The organism is Streptomyces sp. NPDC030840 (assembly GCF_055572015.1).
Map to the genome: position 1 here is coordinate 46,567 of NZ_JBVIEE010000034.1, position 26,769 is coordinate 73,335.

At 71.0% G+C, this 26,769-nt stretch carries 23 protein-coding genes; 9 read left to right on the plus strand and 14 right to left on the minus strand.

The window, feature by feature from the left end:
• Window positions 1-92: 92 nt before the first annotated feature.
• The 4 genes from ACZ49J_RS42185 (at window position 93) to ACZ49J_RS42200 (ending at window position 5,081) form a co-directional block, all read left to right on the plus strand.
• Window positions 93-938 (plus strand): siderophore-interacting protein, encoded by an 846-nt coding sequence (locus ACZ49J_RS42185; RefSeq protein ID WP_467456448.1) that lies wholly within the window; start codon window positions 93-95, stop codon window positions 936-938.
• Between the two features lie 31 nt (window positions 939-969).
• Window positions 970-1,095: a hypothetical protein gene (locus ACZ49J_RS42190; protein ID WP_467456446.1), complete on the plus strand. Its 126-nt coding sequence runs from the start codon at window positions 970-972 to the stop codon at window positions 1,093-1,095.
• A gap of 585 nt (window positions 1,096-1,680) precedes the next feature.
• Window positions 1,681-3,237: an amino acid permease gene (locus tag ACZ49J_RS42195; RefSeq protein ID WP_467456444.1), complete on the plus strand. Its 1,557-nt coding sequence runs from the start codon at window positions 1,681-1,683 to the stop codon at window positions 3,235-3,237.
• A 791-nt stretch (window positions 3,238-4,028) separates the two neighbouring features.
• Window positions 4,029-5,081 (plus strand): terpene synthase family protein, encoded by a 1,053-nt coding sequence (locus ACZ49J_RS42200; RefSeq protein WP_467456443.1) that lies wholly within the window; start codon window positions 4,029-4,031, stop codon window positions 5,079-5,081.
• Between the two features lie 67 nt (window positions 5,082-5,148).
• Here ACZ49J_RS42200 and ACZ49J_RS42205 read toward each other — a convergent pair whose 3' ends face one another.
• Window positions 5,149-5,601, minus strand: a complete 453-nt coding sequence (locus ACZ49J_RS42205; RefSeq protein ID WP_467456441.1) for a GNAT family N-acetyltransferase — start codon at window positions 5,599-5,601, stop codon at window positions 5,149-5,151.
• Window positions 5,602-5,693: 92 nt separating this feature from the next.
• On the opposite strand from ACZ49J_RS42205, the gene ACZ49J_RS42210 reads away from it, so the two are divergent.
• Window positions 5,694-6,635 (plus strand): RluA family pseudouridine synthase, encoded by a 942-nt coding sequence (locus tag ACZ49J_RS42210; RefSeq protein ID WP_467456440.1) that lies wholly within the window; start codon window positions 5,694-5,696, stop codon window positions 6,633-6,635.
• Between the two features lie 18 nt (window positions 6,636-6,653).
• Here ACZ49J_RS42210 and ACZ49J_RS42215 read toward each other — a convergent pair whose 3' ends face one another.
• The 6 genes from ACZ49J_RS42215 to ACZ49J_RS42240 form a co-directional block, all read right to left on the minus strand.
• Window positions 6,654-8,132 (minus strand): cytochrome P450, encoded by a 1,479-nt coding sequence (locus ACZ49J_RS42215; RefSeq protein WP_467456438.1) that lies wholly within the window; start codon window positions 8,130-8,132, stop codon window positions 6,654-6,656.
• A 147-nt stretch (window positions 8,133-8,279) separates the two neighbouring features.
• The gene (locus ACZ49J_RS42220; RefSeq protein WP_467456437.1) at window positions 8,280-8,900 is read right to left on the minus strand and encodes a GTP-binding protein; all 621 of its coding nucleotides are present in this window, start codon (window positions 8,898-8,900) and stop codon (window positions 8,280-8,282) included.
• Window positions 8,881-9,300, minus strand: a complete 420-nt coding sequence (locus tag ACZ49J_RS42225; protein WP_467456436.1) for a DUF742 domain-containing protein — start codon at window positions 9,298-9,300, stop codon at window positions 8,881-8,883. The genes ACZ49J_RS42220 and ACZ49J_RS42225 overlap by 20 nt, the downstream gene beginning before the upstream one ends.
• Window positions 9,297-9,704: a roadblock/LC7 domain-containing protein gene (locus tag ACZ49J_RS42230; protein WP_467456434.1), complete on the minus strand. Its 408-nt coding sequence runs from the start codon at window positions 9,702-9,704 to the stop codon at window positions 9,297-9,299. Before ACZ49J_RS42230 ends, ACZ49J_RS42225 begins: the two co-directional genes overlap by 4 nt.
• A complete protein-coding gene (locus tag ACZ49J_RS42235; RefSeq protein ID WP_467456432.1) occupies window positions 9,701-11,317 on the minus strand; it encodes an ATP-binding protein in 1,617 nt (538 codons plus the stop codon). The genes ACZ49J_RS42230 and ACZ49J_RS42235 overlap by 4 nt, the downstream gene beginning before the upstream one ends.
• A gap of 324 nt (window positions 11,318-11,641) precedes the next feature.
• Window positions 11,642-12,268, minus strand: a complete 627-nt coding sequence (locus ACZ49J_RS42240) for a TetR/AcrR family transcriptional regulator (protein ID WP_467456431.1) — start codon at window positions 12,266-12,268, stop codon at window positions 11,642-11,644.
• A gap of 280 nt (window positions 12,269-12,548) precedes the next feature.
• On the opposite strand from ACZ49J_RS42240, the gene ACZ49J_RS42245 reads away from it, so the two are divergent.
• From ACZ49J_RS42245 to atzF, 4 genes are all read left to right on the plus strand, one after another.
• On the plus strand, window positions 12,549-13,373 hold the full coding sequence (locus tag ACZ49J_RS42245; protein WP_467456430.1) for an urea amidolyase associated protein UAAP1: 825 nt from the start codon (window positions 12,549-12,551) through the stop codon (window positions 13,371-13,373).
• Window positions 13,370-14,002 (plus strand): urea amidolyase associated protein UAAP2, encoded by a 633-nt coding sequence (locus ACZ49J_RS42250; protein WP_467456429.1) that lies wholly within the window; start codon window positions 13,370-13,372, stop codon window positions 14,000-14,002. Before ACZ49J_RS42245 ends, ACZ49J_RS42250 begins: the two co-directional genes overlap by 4 nt.
• Window positions 13,999-17,523 (plus strand): 5-oxoprolinase/urea amidolyase family protein, encoded by a 3,525-nt coding sequence (locus ACZ49J_RS42255; RefSeq protein ID WP_467456428.1) that lies wholly within the window; start codon window positions 13,999-14,001, stop codon window positions 17,521-17,523. Before ACZ49J_RS42250 ends, ACZ49J_RS42255 begins: the two co-directional genes overlap by 4 nt.
• Window positions 17,524-17,596: 73 nt before the next feature.
• Window positions 17,597-19,258 (plus strand): allophanate hydrolase, encoded by a 1,662-nt coding sequence (gene atzF / locus ACZ49J_RS42260; protein ID WP_467456427.1) that lies wholly within the window; start codon window positions 17,597-17,599, stop codon window positions 19,256-19,258.
• An 84-nt stretch (window positions 19,259-19,342) separates the two neighbouring features.
• On the opposite strand, the gene ACZ49J_RS42265 is transcribed toward atzF, so the two are convergent.
• From ACZ49J_RS42265 to ACZ49J_RS42295, 7 genes are all read right to left on the minus strand, one after another.
• Window positions 19,343-22,201 carry a DEAD/DEAH box helicase gene (locus ACZ49J_RS42265; RefSeq protein WP_467456426.1) on the minus strand — a complete coding sequence of 953 codons (2,859 nt, stop codon included), beginning with the start codon at window positions 22,199-22,201 and terminating at the stop codon, window positions 19,343-19,345.
• 105 nt (window positions 22,202-22,306) lie between these two features.
• Window positions 22,307-23,254: a twin-arginine translocase subunit TatC gene (tatC, locus tag ACZ49J_RS42270; protein ID WP_467456425.1), complete on the minus strand. Its 948-nt coding sequence runs from the start codon at window positions 23,252-23,254 to the stop codon at window positions 22,307-22,309.
• A gap of 47 nt (window positions 23,255-23,301) precedes the next feature.
• Window positions 23,302-23,586: a Sec-independent protein translocase subunit TatA gene (gene tatA / locus ACZ49J_RS42275; RefSeq protein WP_467456424.1), complete on the minus strand. Its 285-nt coding sequence runs from the start codon at window positions 23,584-23,586 to the stop codon at window positions 23,302-23,304.
• A 259-nt stretch (window positions 23,587-23,845) separates the two neighbouring features.
• A complete protein-coding gene (locus ACZ49J_RS42280) occupies window positions 23,846-24,040 on the minus strand; it encodes a hypothetical protein (RefSeq protein ID WP_467456423.1) in 195 nt (64 codons plus the stop codon).
• A gap of 173 nt (window positions 24,041-24,213) precedes the next feature.
• The gene (locus ACZ49J_RS42285) at window positions 24,214-24,522 is read right to left on the minus strand and encodes a hypothetical protein (RefSeq protein WP_467456500.1); all 309 of its coding nucleotides are present in this window, start codon (window positions 24,520-24,522) and stop codon (window positions 24,214-24,216) included.
• 148 nt (window positions 24,523-24,670) lie between these two features.
• Window positions 24,671-25,738 carry a helix-turn-helix transcriptional regulator gene (locus ACZ49J_RS42290; RefSeq protein WP_467456421.1) on the minus strand — a complete coding sequence of 356 codons (1,068 nt, stop codon included), beginning with the start codon at window positions 25,736-25,738 and terminating at the stop codon, window positions 24,671-24,673.
• Window positions 25,739-25,753: 15 nt separating this feature from the next.
• The gene (locus ACZ49J_RS42295; RefSeq protein ID WP_467456420.1) at window positions 25,754-26,707 is read right to left on the minus strand and encodes a helix-turn-helix transcriptional regulator; all 954 of its coding nucleotides are present in this window, start codon (window positions 26,705-26,707) and stop codon (window positions 25,754-25,756) included.
• Between the last annotated feature and the right edge of the window lie 62 nt (window positions 26,708-26,769).

Here is a 26,769-nt window from a genome sequence, read left to right on the forward strand (position 1 = left end):
CCGCCGTGGTCATCGACGCTTCGAGCATGAGGTGTTGCCGGGGGGAAGGTGTTAGCTTAGGTAAGCCTAAGCTAGGTATTTGGGAGGCCGCCATGGCAGAGCGTCCGGTACGCAGGGCCCCGAAGCCCCACTCCGCGAGAGTCGTCCGCACCGAGCGGCTGACCCCGCACATGCAGCGTGTCGTCCTCGGCGGCGAGGGTCTCGCCGAGTTCGCCACGAGGGGCAGCACCGACCACTATGTGAAGCTGCTCTTCGGACCGGACGGCGTGACCTACCCGGAGCCCTTCGACATGGAGCGGATCCGTGCGGAGTTCCCTCGCGAGCAGTGGCCCGTGACCCGGACGTACACGGTCCGCGCCTGGGACCCCCAACTACGCGAACTCACCCTGGACTTCGTGATCCACGGCGACGAGGGCCTCGCCGGCCCGTGGGCCACGCGGGTCCAGCCGGGTGAGGTCGTCCGGCTGCTGGGCCCCGGCGGTGCCTACGCGCCGAACCCTGACGCCGACTGGCATCTGCTCGCCGGTGACGAGAGCGCCCTGCCCGCGATCGCCGCCTCGCTGGAGGCGATGCCCGACGGCGCCAGGGCCTTCGCCTTCATCGAGGTGTCCGACGCCGACGAGGAGCAGAAGATCGCCTCCGACGTGGAGGTCGTCTGGCTGCACCGCGGTGACCGTCCCACCGGTGAGGCCCTGGTCGAGGCCGTCCGCGCGCTGGAGTTCCCCGAGGGCCGCCTGCACGCGTTCGTCCACGGCGAGGCGGGGCTGGTGAAGGAGTTGCGGCGACTGCTCCGCGTCGAGCGCCAGGTCCCGCGCGAGGACCTGTCGATCTCCGGCTACTGGCGGCTCGGGCACAACGAGGACAACTGGCAGGCGACCAAGCGCGAGTGGAACGCGCGGGTGGAGGAGGAGCAGGAGGGCGCGGCCACGAGCGCGTGACCGGCACGCAAGGCGCCCGACCGACCGCCGCATGACCACCGCCGCCGGCCCGCCGCCGCTGCCACCCCACCGCCGTCGGCCCACCGCCGCCTACCCGCTCGTCGGAGGTGGGCGGCCGCGGGGTGCGGCGGCCGCGGGGGCGGTGGCCGCCTCCTGAACGGCGGTTCCTCCTACGGGACATCAACGACTGGCGCCCCACCGACCGCTGGTACGACCGGAACGCGCCCGTGAACAGCCACACCGCCGCCACCGTGAACGGGAGAAGCGCTCCGCCGCGGCCGACCACGGCCACGGCCACGGCAGTCCGGCTGCTCGGACAGCGCCGAACGGCCCGTGACCATCGCCCGGTCAAGCGGATCGAGGTCGGCGACGCGCCGCATCCAGGAGGGCATGCGACGCGCCAGTAGCGCGCCGAGTGCCGCGCCGACCCCGTCCGCGAGGGGCGCGACCCGCGCCGTCCGTCGGCGAGCACCTTCTCGGGGCTCTCCCGGGCCGGGGCCACCGGGCCATCCGGCCACGGACATATCGCGTCCCGAGCCACCGAGCCACCGAGCCACCGAGCCACCGAGCCACCGAGCCACCGAGCCAAGAGACACGACATACGCCCCCGGTAAGGTCCAACGGGGCCGTGAGAAATTGGGCCCGCTCAGGACATCACCGCGTCATGCCCGCGAAACAGCCACTCCCTAATTTCTGTCGCCCGACAGGAACTCCGTGCGCTGTGCGAAGGCAGGTCGCCTCCATGACGAGCACCACTCCACCTGATGTCCGCCCCGATCCCGCTGGATCGTCCGACGAACGCTCCCTGATGGCGTTCGGCTACCGCCAGGAACTGCACCGCAGCCTCGGCAGGTACGCCTCGTTCGCCGCGGGGTTCTCCTTCATCTCGGTCCTGACGACCGTCTTCCAGTTCTTCGCCTTCGGGTACGCGTTCGGCGGTCCCGTCTTCTTCTGGACCTGGCCGGCCGTGCTGATCGGCCAGTTGCTCGTGGCCGCGTGCTTCGCGGAGCTGGCCGCCCGCTACCCGATCTCGGGCGCGATCTACCAGTGGTCGTCGCGCCTGTCGAACCTCACCTTCGGCTGGTTCGCGGGCTGGATCATGGTGATCGGGCAGATCGTGGTGGTCGCCGCGGCGGCGCTCGCGCTGCAGATGGTGATGCCGGCCATCTGGTCGGGCTTCCAGCTCGTCGGGGGCGATCCGGCGCCCACGTCCGCCACCGGAGCGGCCAACGCGGCCGTCCTCGGCGTGATCCTGCTGGCTCTCACCACACTCGTCAACGTCCTCGACAACCGTGTGCTGTCGGTGGTCAACCGCGTCGGTGTGACCGCCGAGATCATCGGTGCCGCCCTGATCATCGTGCTGCTGCTGACCCACTCCGAGCGCTCCCCCGGCATCACGTTCCACACGGCCGAGGGCAGTACCGGTCTCTTCGGAGCCCTGCTCGTGGGCTCCTTCGCCGCGGCGTACGTGATGATCGGCTTCGACAGCGCGGGCGAGATGAGCGAGGAGACGCACCACCCGCGCCGCACCGCGCCCCGCACCATCCTCACCGCACTCGGCGCGGCCGGACTGCTGGCCAGTCTGCTCGTGCTCGGCGGCCTGCTCGCAGCGCCCAGCCTCACCGACGGCAAGCTGGCCGTCGAGGGCCTGAGCTACGTCCTGACCAGCAGTCTCGGCGACGGTGTCGGCCGTCTCCTGCTCGCCGACGTGGTGGTGGCCATCGCGGTGGCGACCCTCGCCATCCAGACGGCGGCCTGCCGCATGCTCTTCTCGATGGCCCGCGACGGCCAACTGCCCTTCTCCGGCCGGCTCGCGAAGGTCAACACCCGCACCGGCATGCCCAGCGCACCCGCCCTGGTGGTCGGCGTCCTCGCGGCGGCCCTCCTGCTCCTCAACTTCGCCTCTCCGGAGGCGTTCCTCGCCATCGGCACGACCTGCATCGTGATGCTGTACCTGGCGTACGCGATGGTCACCGGCCCGCTGCTGGTGGCCCGCCTGCGCGGACGCTTCGCCGTCGACGGCACCGACGAGACGGGCGCCCCTCTGTTCTCCCTGGGCCGCTGGGGCCTCCCGGTCAACGCGCTCGCCCTCCTCTACGGCCTCGTCATGACCGTCAACCTGGCCTGGCCGCGCGCGGAGGTGTACGACCCTGCGGGTGGACACTGGTACTTCCAGTGGTTCACGGTGTTGTTCTTGCTGGTGACCGTAGGGCTCGGGGTCCTGTACCGGCTGACGCGCGCACAACGCGGACACGCCGCTGCCGAGCCTGCTCAGGCCCTCCCAGAACCGGCTCCCTAGGACTCCGTGGCCGCTGAGTGATGTCTTCCTCGACCGCCGGCAGCCCACGTACATGCGCAAACAGTCCCGGGGCACGCGCGGCCCACAGCTCGTGGCCCGGAACTGGAGGTGGGACAGCTCGAAGCGCCCTGCCTCAGCAACGAACCGCTTCCGCAACGGAGGGTCCGTCCATGCGCCGGGCCGCACGCCCTTTCCGACGGCTGGAAACCATCGCATGGTGCGAAGTGGCGGGGCGGTCGGGGTGAGTTGACGGCATGAGGGGGTGTCGCACCGCGCCCGTGGGGGGTAACGCCTGCCAGCCCCCCGCCCCGAACAGTTGACGAAACACGGAGGGGCGCTGGAAGGTTGGACGGGATCCACGACCTGGCCGCCCACGCACTGTCGTGGCGGTGACAACCACCGATTCACCGCGCCGTCCGGCGGCCGCCTCGAAGGCCGCGGCCGACGACACCGCCCAGCAGGCAGGTGGCAAGGCCCCGTCCGACCGGTTCCGCCAGCAGGCCCATTCGTGCACGAGTCAGCCCCGCCGAAGGCACAGCTTCCAGAGCACAGCGCGTAGTTCACGGACTTGGTCGACTCCGCCACCCGGAGGGCATCGTGAAAGGCTCTGCTCCTGTCCGGTCAGCTGGGGCCGTCACCCTGGCCGGGCACACGCATCAGTTGGTGCGGTGCCCCTGGCCGCCCTGTGCGCCCGCTGGCCGATCGCGAGCTGATCGCATCGCTCGCGGCGCAATTGATTACCGGCAAGGAACTCACATTCCGCTGCGCCAAGAAACGGAGGCCTGTCCGGCATGAACCCTTTTCCCAGCCCTGCTCACGGATCCAGCCACACGCGTGAACTTCACCGCGAGAACACGCCTTCAGGCGTCGATCTGAACATTCCCTTTCCGGTGCGAATAAGCCCGCACAGGGAGGCCGCCCGGGAAGCGGCCCTGTCCTGGCTGCAGAAGCACGAGATCCTGCGGTCTCCTGAAGCCGTCGCCGAGTGGGGGTCCTGGGACGTGCCTTTGATGATGGCCGTCACATTTCCCGACGCGACCGAAGAAGGGTTGATCAACGCGGCGAAGTTCCACTCACTCGCCTTCCTCATAGACGACCAGTTCGACCCCGAGGAGCAAGGGAGGGACAAGCTCCTGCACGGCGTGGCACACGAGATGGTCGCCATCATGTTTCGACAGAACGACGCTCCTTTAGGACTGTCAACGCCGGCGACCCGGGCGTACCGGGACATCTGGCGGGAAAAGCAGTCCCGCATGTCTGCTGCCTGGTGCGACCGTTTCGCGGCGAACTGCGCCCGCTGGCTTCTCGCCTACCTGCGAGAGACCGCTTTCGTCGACCAGTGGCTCACCGTCGAGGATTACATCCCGCTGCGCCGGCTCACCGTGGGAATCCACTGGTGCCTGGACCAGTCCGAATGGACCGCAGGATTCGAAGTGCCCGCTCATGTAGCGGCTCTGCCAGCATTCCAAGCCATGCGGCATAACGCGGTGGACGCCGTGGCTTTCACCAACGACATCCAGTCCGAGCTGCGGGAAAAGGCCCGGCATGAAGCCCAGAACAACCTGGTGCTCACCCTTCAGCACCAGTACGGCTGCGGCCTGCTCGAAGCACGGCAGCGCGCGGCCATCATGACGGAGCAGGCCATAGCCGGCTTCGTCCGCCGGGCCACCGAACTCCTGGACATCTGCCAGGGCATGCATCTGAGCACAACAGAACTGCGGGCCGTTGAGACCAGCGTCGAAGGCTGCCGGTCGTGGATCGCCGGCAACTACTACTGGGGCGAGCGCACCGGGCGCTACCGCCACATCGGCGGCCCGGCCTACAACGACGACATCCTCGCGTAAGCGCCGCTCCCGACCCTCCCCGTACACGAGCACAGGACCCATGCGCCGTGCACGCGCGCGTGGAGGGTCAGTCCCCCTGCAAGCGCGCGTGCAGGTGCATGTCGTGCCAGCCGTCCTGGTGGAGGAGGGCGCTGCGTTTGGTGCCCTCCAGGGCGAACCCGGCCTTGGCGGCAACGGTCCAGTACGCGACCTCCGCCGTCCCCTCGTCCAGCCGGATGCTCCGCAGGGCCACGCGTCCTCTCAGCCGGTCGGTGTCCGTGTCAACGACGGCCCACTGTGCCTTGTCCTCCCTCTCCCACTCCTGCTTCCACTCGTCGATCCAGCCCCGTACCTCGTCCTCGGAGTCGGCCGCACGGACATGCCACTGATGTATGACCGGATCCTGGAAGGCCTCGTGGACGGCTGGGACGTCCTGCGCTGTCCAAGGGCGCAACAGCAGGCCGTCAGCGGCAGGGATCGTCGGCTGAGGGAACTGGGCGAGAGTGCCGGCGGTGAGGACCGCGCGGTTGAGGTAGGGCATGCGCAGCATCCTGCCAACGGGCGCAGCCGGGGCACATCGCTTTTCGGCGTCGCCTCGCCCCCTGTCAGCGCTGCCTCGTACGCTTGATCCTGATGAGACGCCGCACCCCGCCCCCGCTCTCTCCCCTGCCGCAACGCGACGGGGTGGACGCGGTGCGCGTACGGTTGCCGCCCGGAAGCGCCTGGGCGACCGTGCGGGATCATCTCGTCGACCGGCTCTCGGCCGGGGCCGGGGTGATCGACGGGATGCTCGACGCGGGGCGGATCGTGGACGCCGAGGGGCGTCCGGTGCCGAGGGACATGACATACGCGCCGGGGATGTTCGTGTGGTTCCACCGGGAGCTGCCCGACGAGGAGCGCGTGCCGTTCACGATCGACGTCGTGTACCAGGACGAGCACGTCGTGGTGGCCGACAAGCCGCACTTCCTGGCCACCACCCCTCGTGGCAGCCATGTCGCCGAGACGGCACTGGCCCGGCTGCGGCGGGAGCTGGGAGCCCCGGCGCTGAGCGCCGCACACCGACTGGACCGGCTGACGGCCGGGCTGGTGCTGTTCACCGTGCGCCCCGAGGAGCGCGGCGCGTACCAGTCGCTGTTCCGCGACCGGCGAGTGGCGAAGGAATACGAGGCGGTCGCCCCGTACGACCCCGCACTGGCCCTGCCGCGCACCGTGCGCAGCCGGATCGTCAAGGAGCGCGGAGTCGTGGCGGCCCGCGAGGTCGAGGGCGAGCCCAACGCCGTCAGCCGGGTCGAGTTGCTGGAACACCGGAACGGGCGTGCCCGGTACCGGTTGGTACCGCGTACCGGGCAGACGCACCAGCTGAGGGTGCACATGAGCGCCCTGGGGGTGCCGATCCTCGGTGATCCCCTCTATCCGGTGGTGACCGGCCCCGTGGCGGCCGGTGACTTCCGGCGGCCGCTCCAACTGCTCGCACGGTTGCTGGAGTTCACCGACCCGATCACCGGGTGCGAGCACCGGTTCGTCAGCCCGCGTGTGCTGCGGGCATGGTCGTCGTACGAGGAGTGGGCCGGGTAGCCGCGGTGCCGGGGCTGCTCAGTGGCCACGCCACCAGCGCAGGAGGCGCCCGAACACGCCCGGCCGGGCGGCCGGTTCGGGCGATGGCGTCGGCGCCGGTGTCCCAGCAGCAGCCGAGGCGGGCTCCGGTGCCGCCGTCCGCGGCTGTGGCGTGCCGGCCTGCCAGTTACTGGGCCGCTGTGACGACACGGGGTGAGCGGGTCGCGCCATGACGTCCTGTTGGGGCTTGGGCGCGAACTTCACCGGCAGTTCCACCAGGTGCCGGTTCGAGATGGACGCCCGCCAGCTCAGCTCGTGCTCGTCGCAGGCGAGTTCGACGTCGGGAAGGCGGGTCAGAAGCGCGTCGACGCCGACATCGGCGATGGCACGGCCGATGTCCTGGCCCGGGCACTCGTGGGGACCGCCGCTGAAGGCGAGGTGAGAGCGGTTGCCGTGCATGTTGGCCTTGGAGTCGGGCCGGACGCGCGGGTCGACGTTGCCCGGCGCGATACCCATGATGAGGCCGTCGCCCTTGCGGATGCGCTGGCCGCCCAGCTCGGTCTCCTGCTTGGCGAAGTAGGCGAGGACGGTGCTGAACGGCGGCTCGTCCCACATGGACTGTTCGACCGCCTGGGGCACCGTCATCTGGCCGCCGTTGAGCTGGGCGCGGAACCGCGGATCGGTGAGCACCACCCGCAGTACGTTGGCGAGGAGGTTGGCGGTGCTCTCGTACGCGACGATCAGGACGAGGCGCAGGTGCTGGCTGACCTCCTCGTCGGTGAGCCGCGCCGGTTGGTTGATGAGGTGGCTGGTGAAGTCGTCCTTGGGTTCCGCGCGGCGGCGGGCGGTGAGCCGCGTCAGGACGTCCATGATGTACGCGTTGCTGGCGATGGCGGTCTCGGTGCCCTTGGGCAGGTCGCGGGCGGCCTCCACGATCCGGTCGTTGTACTCGTCGGGCATGCCCAGGATCTGGCACATCACCATCATCGGCAGGCGCTCGGCGAACTGGCTGACCAGGTCGGCTCTGCCCTTCTCGCAGAACTCGTTGACGAGGTGCTGGGTCGCGCGGTTGATGTGGCGGCGGATGCCCCGGTGGTCGATCGTCGACATGGCGCCGGTCACCGCGCCGCGCAGCCGCAGGTGCTCGTCGCCCTCGGCGTGGCAGCAGAGGGGCTGCCAGGCGAGATGCGGCATGAGCGGGTGATCCGGCTTGACCGTGCCGTCCTGCAAGGGGGCCCACAACCGGGTGTCACGGCTGTACTGCGAAGGGGTCCGCACCATGTGCATGTTCTCGCCGTGACCGAGCACCACCCAGATCGGCACGTCCTCGTGCAGCAGCGCGGGAGCCACCGCGCCGTGCTCGGCGCGGAGTTTCTCGTACAGGGCTCCGAGGTCCTCCGCCTCGGGGCCGTACAGCCGGCGCAGGCCACCGGGGCCCATGCCGTGCGCGGGGCAGCCGGGGGGCGGGGCGGCCATGGGGTCGTCCGTGTCGGTCGGGGAGAGGGATTCAGGCGTCACGATGGTCGCTCCGAAGCTGAAGTTGGGTTCGGTGGTGTCAAGGGGTGATGGCGCCCTGAGGCTCACGGGCTCCGGGCCGGACGAAAGGAGAGCGGCACTCGTACCGCCGTGCGGCTCAGGCGACGGCGGCTCAGGGAGACCGCGGGCTCACGCCGGTGCCTTCGCCCGAGCCAGCGCGTGCAAGAAGCGCAGCAACGTCATCAGTACGTCCCGGCTGGAGGCCCGCCGCCGCACGTCGCACTCCACGATGGGGATCTCCCTGGGCAGGTCGAGCGCCGAGCGGAGCTCCTCGATGGGGTAGCGGGGGGCGTCCGGGAAGGTGTTGACGGCGACCACGAACGGCACGCCCCGCTCCTCCAGGCGCCCGATGACGTCGAAGCTGACCTCCAGGCGGCGGGTGTCGAGCAGGACGACGGCGCCGAGGGCGCCCTCGAACAGGCCGTTCCACAGGAACCAGAAGCGTTCCTGGCCGGGGGTGCCGAAGAGGTAGAGCACGAGCTGGTCCGTGATGCTGATGCGGCCGAAGTCCATGGCCACGGTGGTGGCCGTCTTGGACTCGGAGCCGTAGTTGTCGTCGACTCCGATGCCGGCCTGCGTCATGGTCTCCTCGGTCGTCAGCGGCCTGATCTCACTGACGGAACCGACCATGGTGGTCTTGCCGACTCCGAAGCCGCCCACGATCACGATCTTCACCCCGGCCTCTGCCGTGTGCGGCAGGTGGTCCTCGGTCCGAGGACCCGTGACGGGGTCAGAGCTTTTGAAGTCCATGCATCACCGCTTCGAGGAGGGAACGGTCGGCCCGCGCCTGCTGGACGATCGGGGCGCGCGCCTGTACCAGATCGGCCGCCAGCAGCTCGGTGAGCAGGACGGTCACCACGCTGAACGGCAGGTTGAGGTAGGCCGAGATCTCGGCCACGGACAGGGGTGCCTGGCAGATCCGGAGCAGCGCCGACTGCTCCGGCGTGGCGGAAGGCGGCAGTTCGGCGCTCGCCACGATCAACGTCACGAGGTCGATCGGGGCCCGCTCGCCGTCCTCGACGGCCCCTCCCGTGATGATGTACAGCCGCTCGGGATTCTTCGGCGGAGGGCCGTCGTGTGCGGCCTCACTCGTGGGTGGCGGCGGGGGCTGTTCCTTGGGGTGGCGCCGCCGGCGCTGTGGAGGCGTCATACGGTCTGCCCGTTGCGCCGGGGCGGACTCGTCAGATGGGAGCCGATACGGGCGACGAGGTCGCGCATGCGGTTGCTCATCATGCCGGGTTCCGCGACCGCGTTGGCGAGGACCGCGAGGTAGGCGTTGGGGCCCGCTTCCATCATGTAGAAGTAGCCGCCCTGAATCTCGATGATGACCACGCGCATCCGGCCGTCACCGGTGGCGATCTCGGCGGCGACGGCGCCGGCCAGGCTCTGCAGGCCCGCGCAGGCCGCGGCGACACGGTCGGCGGCGTCCGGGTCACCGCCGTACCGTGCGATGCGCAGTCCGTCGGCGGAGAGCACCACCACCTGCTGGACGCCCGGTACTCCGTCGGCGAGATCCTTGAGCATCCAGTCGAAGTTGGCTCGCGGCATGGTCACTTGAGGTCCCCCTCGTCGTCGGCCTCCTTGTGGGCCGACTGGTTGTCAGCGGTGAGAGTTGTCGGGTCGTCCGGGTTCCTGGTGAAGGCGTTCGGGTCCGGGTCGCCCTTGAGGCCGGCCCAGAACTCCTCGATCCACGCCCCGGGCGGTTCGATCTTCTCCGGCTCCGGCTCCCATACGGGCGTGGCGGCCCTCGCCGCCTCGGCGGCTGCCTCCGCGGCGGCGGCCTCGGCCATCCGCTGGCTGAGCGGCGTCGTCACCCGGCTGCGGCGCTGCGGAAGGCCGTTGGCGGTCCACTCGGTGACGACGGGGACGTCGTCGTCCATGCCCGCCAGGGACTCGGCCGAGGACGGAACGCGCGGGCCGGTGGTCGGACGGCGCCGCTTCTGCGCACGCTCGGGCCCCTTGACGCCGCCGTTGTTCAGTGCGGGCGTGGCGGCGGCGCCGATGCCGTGGGCGAAGCTGGTGGCGGGCTCGTCGGTGAGCATGTCGCGCGGGACGACGAGGACGGCGCGGACACCGCCGTAAGCGGACTGCCGCAGCGAGACCTGCATGTTGAACATCGTCGAGAGACGGCCCACGACGGCGAGGCCGAGGCGCGGGGTGTCGCCGAGCTCCTGGAAGTCCGCGCCCGCCTGGGCCAGGGCGAGCATCCTCTCCGCCTTGGCGCGGGACTCCTCGCTGAGGCTGACGCCGGCGTCCTCGATCTCGACGGCGACGCCGGTCTGCACCTCGATCGCGGTCACGTGCACCTTGGTCTGGGGCGGCGAGTACCGGGTGGCGTTGTCGAGGAGTTCCGCCGCGGCGTGGATGAGCGGCTCGACGGACACCCCGGCGATGTTGACCTTCGCGATGGAGTGCAGCTCGATGCGGCGGTACTCCAGGATGCGGGACATGGCGCCGCGCAGCACGCTGTACAGCGGCACGGGCTCGGGCCACTGGCGGCCGGGGCCTCCGCCGCCGAGGACGGCGATGGAGTCGGCGAGCCGGCCGATCAGCGCGGTGCCGTGGTCGATGCGCAGCAGGTCGTCGAAGACGTCGGGGTTGCGCCCGTGGTCCTCCTCCATCTCGCGGAGTTCCACGTTCTGCTGGTGCACGATCGCCTGAACGCGCCGTGCGATGTTGACGAAGGCGCGCTGCGAGGAGTCACGCCGGGCGTCCTCGCGGTCGATGATGTCGAGGACCGTGTGGATCAGCGAACGCTGCGACTCGGGCAGGTTGCTGTAGACGGGGTTCTCGGCGATGCCCAGGCGAATCACCTCCGAGGGGGGCTCTCCGCCGGCGAGCCGCTCCAGCATCGCGGGCAGGATCTCCCTGCCGAGGCGCAGGATCTCCTGGTCGTGGGATGCGACGCGCTGTTCCAGGTAGGAGGTCCGCTGCGCGCACTCGGCGCGCAGGGCCCGGAGTTGCCGGCCGCGGCGCACGACCTGGGACGCGACCGCGACGACCAGGACGGTCGTGATGGCTCCGCACCAGACGACGGCGGTCCGGGCGGGCCCCGTCAGCAGGGCGGCGGCGGCCCCGGTCGCCGCGGCCAGCAGTATGGCGGGCGGCAACAGCACGCGCGCGTAGGGAAGTTCACGGCCACTGGGAGGCGATGGAACACTCACCATGTATGCCCTCTGAGACGAATCGGCTGGGATCGGGGGTCTTGCTGGGGTTCGAGGGATCCCAAACTGGATCTTCGGTATTTTTGGGAACAAGCGCACGATTACACCTCAACCCGGTGCGCTGCGGGCGAGCTTAGTCCGACCGGATCATCGCTATGTCATATTCAGCAAGCGCCTGAAACGGGCAAGGGGCCCGGAGTACGCTCAACCCATTTATACGCTCAGCTATTAATCGAACACGTCAGGTAATCACGAACGGGCGAACAGGGTTCCCGGCTGTTGACAGCCACGCCGCGGCCGGAGAGCCGAGGGGGCCCGGGCCCGAATTCAGACGCCGACGATCCGGAGGGCCGCGTCCGCGGTGGCCTCGGCGAACACCGCGACCGAGCGCTCCGGGTCCGAGCGGTGCACCAGGATGACGCCCTCGATCAGCCCGAACACCAGGTCCGTCCGCAGGTCAAGCTCACTCTTGGCGAGCCCCCCGCCCGCACGACTCGCGGCGATCAACTGGCGGTAGGCGTCCTTGAGTTCGGCGCGTACGGCGTGGAAGCCCGCGAAGCGTTCGGCGCGTACCTCGGGCAGCAGGTAGAGCCCGCCGAGGTTGTGGGGGCCGCCGCAGAGCAACTCCACGTCGGTACGGCACAGCTCCCACAGCCGGGCCTCGGCGGGCGTCGCGTCCTGCGCGAGCAGTTCGCGGGCCAGGGCGAGCGAGGGGGTGACCGTGGACTCCAGGAGTGCGGCGAGGAGTTCCTCCTTGCCGGAGACGTAGTGGTACATGGACGCCTGCCGCATGCCGGCCCGCTCGGCGACGGCCCGAGTGGTGGTGGCGGCGTAGCCGCGCGTCGTGAACAACTCCGCGGCGGCCGCGAGCAGTTCGTCGCGAGGCGACAGACCGGTCTCCGGCCGCTGCTCGGCCCGCGGCCTTCCGACGCGGCGCGCACGACTGCTTCCCATGCGTGCGATCCTCGCATGCCCCGCCGGGGGTCCGGCCGGTCGGTCTCGCCTGCCGGGTATCCGTCGGTGGCCGGCTGCGGGCACGAAGTGGCTGCTCGCGCCCACGCGGCGGAGCCGCACATGAACACAGCCCCGCACCCCTTCGGGGCGCGACCCACGCCCGAAACCCGCCGTGAGCTTTCGGTAACCGGCCGCTAACCTCCGGAACACACCCCCGACCCGGCCCGCACCTAATTTCTGTCGAGCGACAGAAATCACCGGAGCAGCCGGAGGTTCCGCGATGGCGACCGAGACCACGTACGGAGCACGGGCCCACGCCCGGGCGCAGGAGGGCACACGGGCCGACGCGATGCCCGTCGTGCCGGCGGGCGACTGGCCGGCTCCGCCCTGCGAGGCGGGGCACCTGGTGTGGGCCGAGACAGTGGCGGGCGGCAACTACACGCACAAGGTGCTGGCCCGCGGCACGGAGCTGCGCCTGACCGACCTGCGCGGCGACGCCTGCGCGCACCTGCTCCTCCACGCCGCCGACCGCCCCTGGGAACGCCTGAACGTGGCCGACACCGTCAAGGTGCAGTGGAACGCCTACCTCGGCGAGGGGCGGCTGCTCCTGTCCGACCAGGGCCGCGTCCTCGCCTCCGTGATCGCCGACACCTCCGGACGGCACGACGCGTTGTGCGGCACCTCCACCCTCGTACGGAACACCGAGCGGTACGGGGACGGCGCACCGCAGTCCGCCTCCCCCGCCGGCCGGGAGCTGTTCAAGCTGGCCGCCGCCAAGAACGGGCTCACACCCCGCGACCTGCCGCCCTCGCTGTCGTTCTTCCAGGGCGTGGAGGTCCGTGACGACGGCACCCTCGACTTCACCGGTTCCGCCGGACCCGGCGGCAGCGTGACCCTGCGCACCGAGCAGGACGTGACCGTCCTGCTCGCGAACGTGCCCCACCCCGCCGACCCGCGCGCGGACTACGTGAGCACCCCCCTGGAGGTGCTCGCCTGGCGCTCGGCCCCCACCCGGCCGGGCGACCCACTGTGGGACGCCACTCCCGAGGGCCGCCGCGCCTTCCTGAACACCGCCGAATTCCTCGCCGCGAAGGGGCTCGCATGAAGACCGTCGTTCCGGCCAGGGCGCCCTGGTCGTCCGTCATACGCGCGGGCGACTCCCTCACCATCACCGACCTGCACGGCAACCAGGCCGTCGACTTCCTCGTGTACGACGCCCACGACACCTCGGTCCGCTACAGCGCCCCCGACACGATCCACGCCCAGGGCAACATCTTCCTGACGGCGGGCAGCGTGCTGCTGTCCAACGAGCACACCGCGCTGATGACCGTGGTCGCCGACGACGTCGGCCGGCACGACACGGTCGGCGGCGCCTGCTCCAAGGAGTCGAACACCCTCCGGTACGGCCACCACACCTGGTCCCAGCACGCCTGCGTGGACAACTTCCTCGCGGAGGGCGCCCGTTACGGCCTCGGCAAGCGCGACCTCGTCTCCAACATCAACTGGTACATGAACGTGCCCGTCGAGAAGGACGGCACCCTCGGCATCGTCGACGGCATCTCCGCCCCCGGCCTCGCCCTGACCCTGCGCGCCGAACGCGACGTGCTCGTCCTGGTCTCCAACTGCCCCCAGATCAACAACCCCTGCAACGGCTTCGACCCGACACCGGTGGAGATGACCGTCACGCAGGCGGGGACGGACACGGCCGACGGCGATACGGGCCCGGCGTCATGACCTTCGACACGCTGCTGGTCGCCAACCGCGGTGAGATCGCCGTACGCGTCATCCGCACCGCGCGCGAGCTGGGCCTGCGCACGGTCGCCGTGTACTCCGACGCCGACCGCTCCGCGCCCCACGTACGGCTCGCCGACCACGCCGTACGCCTCGGCCCCGCGCCCGCGAAGGAGTCCTACCTCGACGCCGACCTCGTCCTGAAGGCCGCCAAGGACACCGGCGCGGGCGCGATCCACCCCGGTTACGGCTTCCTCTCCGAGGACGCGGCCTTCGCCCGGCGCTGCGAGGACGACGGCATCGTGTTCGTGGGGCCCACGGCGGAGCAGCTGGAGCTCTTCGGCGCCAAGCACACGGCCAGGGCCGCGGCGGAGGCGGCCGGGGTGCCGCTCGCACCGGGCACGGACCTGCTGACGGACCTGGACGAGGCCCTGTCCGAGGCCGACCGCATCGGCTATCCGGTGATGCTGAAAGCCACCGGCGGCGGGGGCGGTATCGGCATGTCGGCATGCCGGTCCGCCGGTGAACTGTCCGAGGCCTGGGAGCGGGTACAGCGGGTCGCCGCCGCGTCCTTCTCCACGGCGGGAGTGTTCCTGGAACGCCTCGTAGAACACGCCCGCCACGTGGAGGTGCAGGTCTTCGGCGACGGCGAGGGCCTGGTCGTCACCTTCGGCGACCGCGACTGCTCCCTCCAGCGCCGTCACCAGAAGGTCCTGGAGGAGGCGCCGGCCCCCGGTCTTCCCGACCACGTACGCGCCGAACTCGCCGCCTCTGCCCGCGACCTCTGCGCGAGCGTCGCCTACCGCTCCGCCGGAACAGTGGAGTTCGTGTACGACGCGGCGCGCGAGGAGGCGTACTTCCTGGAGGTCAACACCCGGCTCCAGGTGGAGCACCCGGTCACCGAGGAGATCTACGGCGTCGACCTCGTGGCCTGGATGCTGCGTCTCGCACAGGGCGACGCCTCGGTCGTACGGGCCCCCGGCGCACCCCGCGGCCACGCCGTCGAGGCCCGCCTGTACGCCGAGGACCCCTCACGCGACCACCGCCCCAGCGCGGGCCTGCTCACCAGGGTCGAGTTCCCGCCGGGCGTGCGCGTGGACAGCTGGGTGGAGACGGGCACCGAGGTGACGACGTCGTACGACCCGATGCTCGCGAAGGTCGTCGCGTACGGGCATGACCGCGCCCACGCCCTGCGGAGGCTGGACGAGGCGCTGGCAGGGACCCGGATCGACGGCGTCGAGACGAACCTGGGCCTGGTGCGGGCGGCCCTCGCCGACCCGGCCTTCGCCACCGCCGCCCACTCCACGGGCACCCTCTCCGGGATCAGCGATCCGACGCCGCGCGTCGAGGTCGTCTCCGGCGGCACACTCACCACCGTGCAGGACTGGCCGGGCCGCGCCGGCTACTGGCAGGTGGGCGTTCCCCCGTGCGGCCCGATGGACGACCTGTCCTTCCGCCTCGGCAACCGGGCGCTCGGCAACCCCGAGGGCGCCCCCGGACTCGAATGCACCCTGCGGGGGCCGTCGTTGCGGTTCACCCACGCCACCACGGTGTGCGTGACCGGGGCGCCCGCACCGGTGACCGTGGACGGTTCGCCGGTCGCCCAGTGGGAGCCGGTCACGATACCCGCCGGAGCCCTGCTGGACGTGGGCGCGCCGACGGAGCACGGCCTGCGGACGTATGTGCTGTTCGCGGGCGGTGGCCTGGACGTCCCTCCGTTCCTCGGCAGCGCGGCCACCTTCACGCTGGGCGGTTTCGGAGGGCACGGCGGGCGGGCCCTGCGACCGGGAGACGTGCTCCACGGATGCGCTGTCACCGAAGGCTCTCCGGTGCCCGCCGGGGAGCGCCCGGAGTTCGCTTCCTCCTGGCAGGTGGGCGCCCTCGAAGGCCCCCATGCCGCACCGGAGTTCTTCACCGAGGAGGACATCCACGACTTCTACGCGGCCGACTGGAAGGTGCACTTCAACTCGGCGCGCACGGGGGTCCGCCTGGTCGGCCCCAAGCCCCGCTGGGCCCGCACGGACGGCGGAGAGGCCGGCCTGCATCCCTCCAACATCCACGACACGCCCTACTCGGTGGGCGCCGTCGACTACACCGGCGACATGCCGGTACTGCTGGGTCCCGACGGCCCCTCGCTCGGTGGCTTCGTCTGCCCCGCGACGGTGGCGACGACGGAACGCTGGAAGCTGGGCCAGCTGCGCCCGGGCGACACCGTGCGCTTCCTGCCGGTCGCCGAGGACGGATCCGCCCGGCCCGCGATCGTCGACGGCGGCGTCCTGGCCCGCGACGGTGACATCACCTACCGCCGCAGCGGCGACGACAACCTGCTCGTCGAGTTCGGGCCGATGCAGCTGGACCTGGCGCTGCGGATGCGGGTCCACGCGCTGATGCAGGCGGTCGCCACGGCCGCGCTCGACGGCGTCACGGACCTGACCCCGGGCATCCGCTCCCTCCAGATCCAGACGGACCCCTCGGTCCTTCCCCAGTCCGAACTCCTCGCGACCGTACGGGAGATCACCGCGGCCCTGCCTCCGGCCGACGCACTGGTGGTCCCGTCCCGCACGGTGCACCTCCCCCTCTCCTGGGACGACCCGGCCACCCGCGAGGCGATCGCCCGCTACATGGCCGGCGTACGCGACGACGCGCCCTGGTGCCCGTGGAACATCGAGTTCATCCGCCGCGTCAACGGGCTGGAGTCGGTCGAGGACGTGTACCGCACGGTCTTCGAGGCGGAGTACCTCGTCCTCGGTCTGGGCGACGTCTACCTCGGTGCCCCGGTCGCCACTCCCCTGGACCCGCGCCATCGCCTCGTGACGACGAAGTACAACCCGGCGCGGACGTGGACCGCCGAGAACTCGGTCGGCATCGGCGGGGCGTACCTGTGCGTCTACGGCATGGAGGGGCCCGGCGGCTACCAGTTCGTCGGCCGTACGACCCAGGTCTGGTCCGGCTGGCAGCAGCGCGGCGCCTTCGAGCCCGGCTCACCGTGGCTGCTGCGCTTCTTCGACCGGATCAGGTGGTACCCGGTCGACGCCGGCGAACTCCTCGACCTCCGCGCCGACATCGTCTCGGGCCGCTTCGTGCCGCGCATCGAGGAGGGCACGTTCTCGCTGGCCGAGTACGAGGCGTTCCTCGCCGAACACGCCGACTCCATCGCCGAGTTCCGTGCCCGGCAGGGTGCCGCGTTCGCCGCGGAGCGGGACGCCTGGGAGGCCGCGGGCGAGTTCGCCCGCGCCGAGGCGGCCGGCACACCCGTGGCTCCCCCTGCCACGGTAACCGTCCCGGAGGGCGGCCACCTGGTGGAGGCCGAGTTCGCCGCGTCCGTCTGGCAGGTGAACGTACGCGAGGGCGACACGGTGACCACCGGCCAGCCCCTGCTGACCCTGGAGGCCATGAAGATGGAGTCCAGGGTTCTGGCCCCGGCCGGCGGCGTGGTCCACGAGATCCTCACCGCACCGGGCACCCAGGTGGAGGCGGGCACGGCGCTGATCGTTCTGAGGCCCACGGGGTCGAGCGCGACCTGATACTCCGCCCGGGGGTGGTCTGTGCCCGCCCCCGGCCCGCAGCCGACAGACCCACCCCAGCCAAGGAGCACGGATGTCGACCTCCACAGTCACGAGAGTCCAGCTGGCCTACGCCCGCGTCGAGGCAGTGGACCGCCCGGAGATCTGGATCGACCTGCGGCCCCAGGCAGAGGTGGAGGCCGAAGCCCGGGCGATCGACGAGCGCCTGGCCGCCGGAGAGCACCTCCCCCTCGCCGGACGGCTCGTCGCCGCCAAGGGCAACATCGACGTCCAAGGCCTCCTCACCACCGCGGGGTGCCCCGCCTACGCGTACACGCCGAAGGCCGACTCCCCCGTCGTCGCCCGCCTCCGCGCGGCCGGCGCGATCGTCCTGGGCACCACGAACCTGGACCAGTTCGCGACGGGCCTGGTCGGCACCCGTTCCCCCTACGGCGCCGTCCGGGGCGCCCACGACCCGGCGAGGATCAGCGGCGGCTCCAGTTCCGGCTCGGCCGTGGCGGTGGCGCTCGGCATCGTCGACCTGGCCCTCGGCACGGACACGGCCGGCTCGGGCCGCGTCCCCGCCGCCTTCAACGGCGTCGTCGGTCTGAAACCCACGCGAGGGCTCGTCCCCACGACCGGTGTCGTACCGGCCTGTGCCTCCCTCGACTGCGTGACCGTGTTCGCCCGCACCCTCCCGGAGGCCGAGCGGGCACTCACCCATATGACGTCCCCGCCCGCCCGTGCCCTCCCGCCGCTCCCCCAGCGCACCCCCGGGCCGTGGCGCATCGCGGTCGCGTCGCCGTCGCAGCTCGGCGAACTGGACGAGGGCTGGGCCGAGGCGTACGAGGCGGCGGTGGCTCAGCTCGTCACGGCGGGCGCCGAGGTCCGCGTGATCGACCTGGCTCCGTTCACCGAGGCCGCCACGATGCTCTACCAGGGCGCGTTCGTGGCCGAGCGCTACACAGCGGTGGGGAGTTTTATCGACAAGTTGACCGACGAGGGTGGCGACGGGCTCGACCCCACCGTCGCCGGCATCATCACCCGCGCCCGCGACATCCCCGCCCACCAGCTCTTCGCCGACCAGGACCGCCTGGCCGTCCTGCGCACGCGCGCCCTGGCCGAACTCGCCGACGCGGACGCCCTGGTACTGCCCACCACCCCGGGCCACCCGACCCTCGCCGAGGTCGCCGCCGACCCTCTGGGCGCCAACGCCCGCCTGGGCCGCTTCACCAACTCCACGAACCTCTTCGACCAGGCGGCGGTCGCCGTCCCGGCGGGCGAGGTGAACGGACTTCCCTTCGGCGTGATGCTGATCGGCCCCGCGTTCACGGACGAACGCCTGGCCCGCATCGCCGCGCTGCTCCAGCCGGAGACACGGCTCGCGGTGGTCGGCGCCCACTTGTCCGGTCAGCCGCTGAACCCGCAGCTCCTGGCCCTGGGCGCCCGCCTCGACCGTACGACCACGACGGCCCCGGTCTACCGCCTGCGCGCACTGGCGACCGACCCGCCGAAGCCGGGCCTCGTCCACGTCGGCGAGGGCGGGTCCGCGATCGAGGCGGAGGTATGGCGCCTCCCGGCGGAGGGCCTGGGCCGCCTGCTCACCACGCTGCCCCGCCCGATGGCTCTGGGCCGCGTGGAGTTGGCGGACGGCACCCATGTACCGGGTTTCCTGTGCGAGCCGGCCGCGCTCCAAGGGGCAACCGACATCACGGAGTACGGCGGCTGGAGGGGGTACCTGAACGCGCCCCGCTAGGGGCGCGGGGAACTGCGCGAGCAACCACCTACGACGGGCAGCCGGCCGCACACCCCGACCACCCCAAACGAAGCCCCGCCAGAACTACCCCACCGACGAGTAAGCCACAACCCCCCGCAACAGCCCGTCAACAGCCTTACGCGCACTCTTCGCCACCGTCGAGCCCTCCGCAGAAGAAGGCGCCGCCGCCGAGATCTGCCCGAGCACATCGATGACCTGCTTGCACCACCGCACGAAGTCACCGGCCGGCATCTCCGCCTCGCGCAGCACCTCGTCCAGCCCCTTGCCGGAGGCCCACATGTACGCGGCCCAGGCGAAACCGAGGTCGGGCTCGCGCTGGCCGACACCCTCGGTCTGGCTGATGCGGAACTCCTCCTCCAGCCCGTCGAGCCGCCCCCAGATGCGGACCATCTCACCGAGCGCCGCCTTGGCCTTGCCGGACGGCAGCTTCGGTGCCAGCGCGTCGTCGCCGACCCGGGCCTCGTACACCAGCGCCGAGACGCACGCGGCGAGTTCGGCGGGCCCGAGCCCCTCCCAGACCCTGGCGCGCAGGCACTCGCTGGCGAGCAGGTCGAGCTCGCCGTACAGCCGGGCGAGCCGCCGGCCGTGCTCGGTGACCTCGTCGCCACGCAGGTAGTCGAGCTCCGTCAGCAGGGCGACGATCCGGTCGAAGGTCCGCGCGATCGTGTTCGTGCGGCCCTCGATGCGGCGTTCCAACTGGGACGTGTCGCGCTTGAGGCGGTGGTAGCGCTCGGCCCAGCGGGCGTGGTCCTCGCGGTCGCTGCACCCGTGGCAGGGGTGGGCGCGCAGCTCGGCGCGCAGGCGGGCGATCTCGCGGTCGTCGGCGGCCACGGACCGCTTCTTGCGGTGCCGGTCGGGGACGAGATGCCCCGCCTTGGTGCGCAGCGCGGACGCCAGGTCCCGGCGCGACTGCGGTGAGCGCGGGTTGAAGGACTTGGGGATCCGCATCCGCTCCAGGGCGACGACGGGCACCGGGAAGTCCATGGACGCCAGCCGCTTGACCTGCCGCTCGGCGGTGAGGACGAGGGGGCGCGGGCCGTCGTGGTACTCGAAGCCGCGGTGGCCGTTGGAACGGCCGGCCGGCAGGCCCGGATCCAGCACCAGGGCCAGGCCCGCGTACTTGCCGGTGGGGACGTGGATGACGTCGCCCGGCTTGAGCTTCTCCAGCGCCACGGCCGCCTCGGCGCGCCGCTGGGCCGCGCCCTGCCTGGCCAGCTCGTTCTCGCGGTCCTTGAGTTCGCGGCGCAGCCGCGCGTACTCCTCGAAGTCGCCGAGATGGCAGGTCATGGAGGCCCTGTAGCCCTCCAGGCCCTCCTCGTTGCGCTGGACCTGGCGGGAGATCCCGACGACCGACCTGTCGGCCTGGAACTGGGCGAAGGACGTCTCCAGCAGCTCGCGGGAGCGGTGCCGGCCGAACTGCTCGACCAGGTTCACCGCCATGTTGTACGACGGCTTGAAGCTGGACCGCAGCGGGTACGTGCGCGTGCCGGCGAGCCCGGCGAGGTGGTCGGGGTTCATGCCGCGCTGCCAGAGCACGACGGCGTGGCCCTCGACGTCGATGCCGCGGCGTCCGGCGCGCCCGGTCAACTGCGTGTACTCGCCGGGTGTGATGTCGGCGTGCTGCTCGCCGTTCCACTTGACGAGCTTCTCCAGCACCACGGAGCGCGCGGGCATGTTGATGCCGAGGGCGAGGGTCTCGGTCGCGAACACGGCCTTGACCAGGCCCCGCACGAACAGCTCCTCGACGACCTCCTTGAACGTCGGCAGCATGCCCGCGTGGTGGGCCGCGATGCCGCGCTCCAGGCCCTCCAGCCACTCGTAGTAGCCAAGGACGTGGAGGTCCTCGGCGGGGATCGTGGCCGTGCGTTCCTCCACCAGGGCGCGCACCCTCAGGCGTGCCTCGTCGTCGTTCAGCCGCAATCCCGCGTACAGGCACTGCTGGACGGCGGCCTCGCAGGCCGCGCGGCTGAAGATGAACGTGATGGCGGGCAACAGGCCCTCGGCGTCCAGCCGTTCGATGACTTCCGGCCGGCTCGGGATCCACACCCGCGACCGCTGTCTGCGCTCGCGCTCGCGGTCGGCCTCGCGCATGGACCGGCCGCGCCTGCGGTCCTGGTACGAGGGCCGACTGGCCTCCATACGGGCCATACGCGTCAGGTCGGGGTTGACCGCCTTCTTGTTTCCCTCTCCCTCTTCGAAGAGGTCGTACATGCGGCGGCCGGCCAGCACGTGCTGGAACAGCGGCACCGGACGGTGCTCGGAGACGATGACCTCGGTGTCGCCGCGGACCGTGTCGAGCCAGTCGCCGAACTCCTCGGCGTTCGACACGGTCGCCGACAGTGACACCAGGGTCACCGACTCGGGGAGGTGGATGATCACTTCCTCCCAGACGGCGCCTCGGAAGCGGTCGGAGAGGTAATGCACCTCGTCCATGACCACGTAGCCGAGGCCGAGGAGGGTCTGCGAGCCCGCGTACAGCATGTTCCGCAGGACTTCGGTGGTCATCACGACCACCGGCGCATCGGAGTTGACGCTGTTGTCGCCGGTGAGCAGGCCGACCTTCTCCGTACCGTAACGGCGGCACAGGTCGGCGTACTTCTGGTTGGACAGCGCCTTGATGGGCGTCGTGTAGAAGCACTTCTTGCCCTGGTTCAGGGCGAGGTGGACGGCGAACTCGCCGACGATCGTCTTGCCGGAGCCGGTGGGGGCGGCGACCAGCACGCCCTTCCCCGCCTCGAGTGCCTGGCATGCCTCGATCTGGAAGGGGTCGAGACCGAAGTCGTACATCTCGCGGAAGGAAGCGAGCGCGGTGGCCTGCTCGGCAGCGCGCCTACGGGCTGCCGCGTACCGCTCGGCCGGTGAGAGGTCCTCTGTCATCGTGCTTTCGAGACTACCGGCCCCCACTGACAACAGGACGATCATTATCCGGATCGGCCATGGGTGGAGGGTCCGACGCGGAAGCGGCCGGCTGCGCCGTCCGGGCGCCCCGGCCGTGGCCCGCTGCGGGCTGGTGGTCCTCCCCGTGCGTCAGGTCACGTCGTCGTAGCCGTTGACCCGGTCCGTGCCGGTTCCCTCGGGCAGCGCGCGGCTCGCCGACACGGTCTCGACCTCGCCGATGTCCTCGGGGGTGAGGTCGAGCTCCGAGGCCTCGTCGTCGGCGGGACCCAGGGCATCGCGGCGCGACCTGCGGCGGTCGTTGAGGAGCGAGACGGCGACGGCAACGAAGTACAGGATCCAGATCGGTCCGGCGAGCCCCATCATGGTCAGCGGGTCGGTGCTGGGCGTGGCGACGGCCGCGAAGACCGTGATGCCCATGATCATGCCGCGCCACCAGCCGAGCATGCGCTTGCCGGTGATGACGCCGGAGAAGTTGAGCAGGACCAGAAGCAGCGGCAGCTCGAACGAGAGGCCGAAGACGATCACCATGCGCGTGACCAGGTCGAGCAGGTCGTCCAGCGGAAGCAGGTTGTCCACGCCCATGGGCGTGAACGTGATCAGGACCTTCGCGGTGGTGGGCAGCACCGTGTAGGCGAAGAAGGCGCCGGCGAGGAAGAGCGGGACGCCGGTCCCGACGAACGCGTAGGCGTACTTCTTCTCATGCTTGTGCAGTCCCGGCGCGACGAACGCCCACAGCTGGAAGAGCCAGATCGGCGAGGCGAGGACGACGCCCGCCATCAGGGACACCTTCAGCGCCAGGGTGAAGGGGGTGAGCAGACCGTTGATCGTGATCTGCGCACAGGTGGTGTCCTTGGGCTGCTTCGCCAGCTCCTGGAAGGACTGGTCGCAACCGACCGACTCGAGGATCGGCTTGGTGAAGAAGTTGATGATGTCGTTGTAGAAGAAGGCGGCGACGACGGTGACGGCGACGATGGCCAGCAGCGCCTTCGCGAGCCGGTTGCGGAGCTCACGAAGGTGCTCCACGAGGGGCATCCGCCCCTCGGGATCCTTCTCCTCTTTGCGGGCAGACTTCAGCAACCCACGTTCCCATCTCGTGCGGCGGGCCGGTTGCCACCGGCCCTGCGTCAGCGCTTGGTCGTGTCCGTCGGCTCGGTGACCGGGCGGGAGCTGGTCACGTCACCGGGTGCCGCCTGGATGGTGCGCTGAGCGGGAGTGTCGTCGTGCGGCGGAGCGGAGGCGGCCGTCGAGTTGTCCTGGCCCTCCGACTTCATCGCCTTGGCCTCGCTCTTGAGGATGCGCGCGGACTTGCCGAGCGAACGGGCCATGTCCGGAAGCTTCTTCGCGCCGAACAGCAGGATGATGACGACGAGGATGAGAATGATCTCGGGAGCGCCGAGCCTTCCGAACATATGTCTTTACCTTCTCACCGAGGCAGCGGGTGTGGGGTACTGTCCGACCGATCGGACAAGTGTCCGACTGGTCGTGCTGGCAGCGATCGTAACGCTCAGGGGTGAACGTCGGGCAATCCCTGTGCGTACTCCCAATCTGCGACCCGCGCCTCGTTCTCCGGGTCGCGCCAAGAGCGTACCTGCCCAAGGTGAGAAGGTGACAGGGCGAAGTGGCCCAAAGCACCCGGTCTCCGCGACTCACAGAGGGCCCCGCCCGGACTCACAGTCCGCCCACAGAGCGGGCCGCGCTCGCCGACGCCCGCTCCAACTCCTCAGCGGCGCGGCTGATACGGCTCGCCGAGTCGCTGACCTGCCTGCCCAGGCGCTGCGCCTCCAGGAAGACCCGGACGGCGAGCACACCGAGGACGGCGAGACCCAGGAACCCCACAGCGATCGCGAGCATCGGCCACAACATGACGCCGAGCCTAAGCGACGCCAGGGACGTTCGGCCACGCACCCACACCGCCCGGCACGCTCCCCCGCTGCCTCAACGGCCTGGGAGGGGCCCACTCGCCGCACCAGCCAAAGACCCACGTAGCTCCGGCTTCGCTCAAGCGGACCTCCATCGAGGGACTCCGCCCGGCGCCGCTAGACCGCCGAGTGCAGCCGCAGCGTCCGCACCCCGCCGCCGGTGAGCAGTTCGACGATGCGCTCGCCGGCGGGCTTGCGCACGGCCACCCCGCACCCCGGGCAGGTGAACGAGTAGAACGTGGTCCTGCTGGTGGCCCCGATGGCCAGCCGCAGTTCACGGGCACCCAGCTCGAAGCTGGCCCTGCAGTCGGGGCAGCCGGCCCTGAACACCACGTCGGCCACTCTCTTCATGCCCGCGAACGCCACCGCCACGGACATCTCCTCGACGTCCCGCACACCGGGCGTCACCGACCCGGCCCCGGACATCACCGACCCGCTCACAGCCCATGCTCCCCTTCGTCGTGGTGCCTCGGTCTCCGGGGCGCACCGACCGGCACCAGGCCCGCGACCGTGCTCGGCCCCACAGGCCTCCGCGCGATCGCGCTCCGGACACCGGCGCGTCCCCTCGGCTCCGTCACGCCTGTCCTACCGCCGGCCCTGAACCCGCGTGAGGCACGCACGGGACGCCTTCGGACTCGCCGCGCCCCGGGGACGGCAGGTCAGGCCCGGCCTGCGGCCCGTCGTACGCCGCCAGGGCCTCCCGCGCCGCCTGCCGCGCGCTGTCCGCGAGGTCCTCGGGCGAGATGATCCGGCCGTCCCGCCCGAGCCGCAGGGCCAGCCGCCGCAACGACGCGGGATCGGGGGTCCGCAGAGTGATACGCAGACCACCGTCCGGCAGTTCATCGGCGCTGTCGTGCGGGTAGTACTCGGCGACCCAGCGGCCGCCCGGCCCCACCTCGACCACCACCTCGGGATCCTCCGCCGCGGGCTGCACGAGCGCCTCGGAGAGGTCACGCAACTCGATCTCGGGCGGCGCGGACGGCTCGTCGAGGATCTTGATCTCGGCAACCCGGTCGAGCCGGAACGTACGGCGCGCCTCGGAGCGACGGCACCAGGCCTCGACGTAGGTGTGACCGACGCTGACCAGGCGGATCGGGTCGATCTCGCGCTCGGTGAGCTCGTCGCGGGCCGGTGAGTAGTAGCGGATCCACAGACGGCGGCGCTCGGAGATCGCGCGGTCGACGTCCGCGAAGACACCGCCCTCCGACTCGAAGGTCACCGAGAGCCGGGAGCTGGCTCCGGCCGCCTCCCCCGCGGCCGCCTCCACCTTGGCCGTGGCCCGCAGCAGCGCCTGCCGGTCGCCCTCACGCAGACCCGGCAGCGTCGACACGGCCCGGGCGGCCACGAGCAGGGCCGTCGCCTCGTCCGCGGCCAGCCGCAGCGGCTCGGCGACATCGTCCGGATTGTGCCACCAGATCCGGTCACCGTCGGTGTCGATGTCGAGCAGGTCGCCGCCACGGAAGCTGGTGCCGCACAGGGGCAGCACGTCCAGGTCGGAGATCAGCTCGTCCTCGCTGATCCCGAACGCGCGGGCGACGTCCTCGACGCGGGCGCCGGGGCGCTCCCTGAGATACGTGACCAGGGAGAGCATCCGCCGGGTCTGGTCGATGGCGTTCGCCGGCCTGGCCGGTTTTCCCACCACTTTCTTACATCCCCCTCAGCCCTTGGCCACGGCGCGCAGCCGGTCCACCACGTCGGCCCGCAACTCGGCCGGCTCCAGGACCACCACGTCGGGCCCGAACTCCACCAGCCAGGCATCCAGACCGTGCCCGTACGGAATCTCCAACTCGTCCCAGCCGTCGCCGAGTTCCCGTACCGAGGTGGCCTTCGCCCGCAAGGGGTACCCGGCGCCCGTACGCAGCCGGATCAGCGCGGAGCGGTCGGCGGTCTCCCCCGCCCAGCTCGCCACGGTCTCGCGCACCGTGACGACATCCGGCACCTCGGCGGTGAAGGTACCGCTGCGGGAGCGCACCCTCCCCGTGATGCGGGACAACCGGAAGACCCGCTCGGCACCGCGGTCACGGTCCCAGCCGGCCAGATACCAGTGGCCGCGCCAGCACTCCAGCGCCCACGGCTCGACCGTACGCGGCTCGGGGCGGGCGGCGGTGGCCTTGCGGTAGTCGAAGACGACCGGGCGGCGGTCCCGGCAAGCGAGCATCAGTGGCTCGAAAGCGGCCTCGTGCACGGGGATACGGGGCTCCAGAGCACCGTGGGCCCCGTACGGGTCGACGTCCTCCGGCAGACCGGCCGCACGCAGCTTCTGCAGAGCACCACTGGCCGCGCCCGCCAGACGGGCCTGCTGCCACACCTTCGCGGCGAGACCGAGCGCGGCGGCCTCCTCGGCGTCCAGGGTGATGGGCGGGAGGCGGTTGCTGTCACGGCGGGCCAGATAGCCGACCTCACCGTCGAGGTTCTCCACCGTCTCGATGACCAGACCGAGTTCGCGCAGATCATCCTTGTCGCGCTCGAACATCCGGTTGAAGGAGTCGTCGGACCCGGCTTCCAGATAGGCCTCGATGGACTGGCGCAGTTCACGCTTGCTCAGCGGCCGCCGCGTCCCCAGCAGACACAGCGCCAGGTTCATCAGCCGCTCGGCCTTGGCAATGGCCATCGACGCCCTACGTCCTCTCGGTCGGCCCTTCTGACGGATGACCGTACCGCCCCGCGGTACCC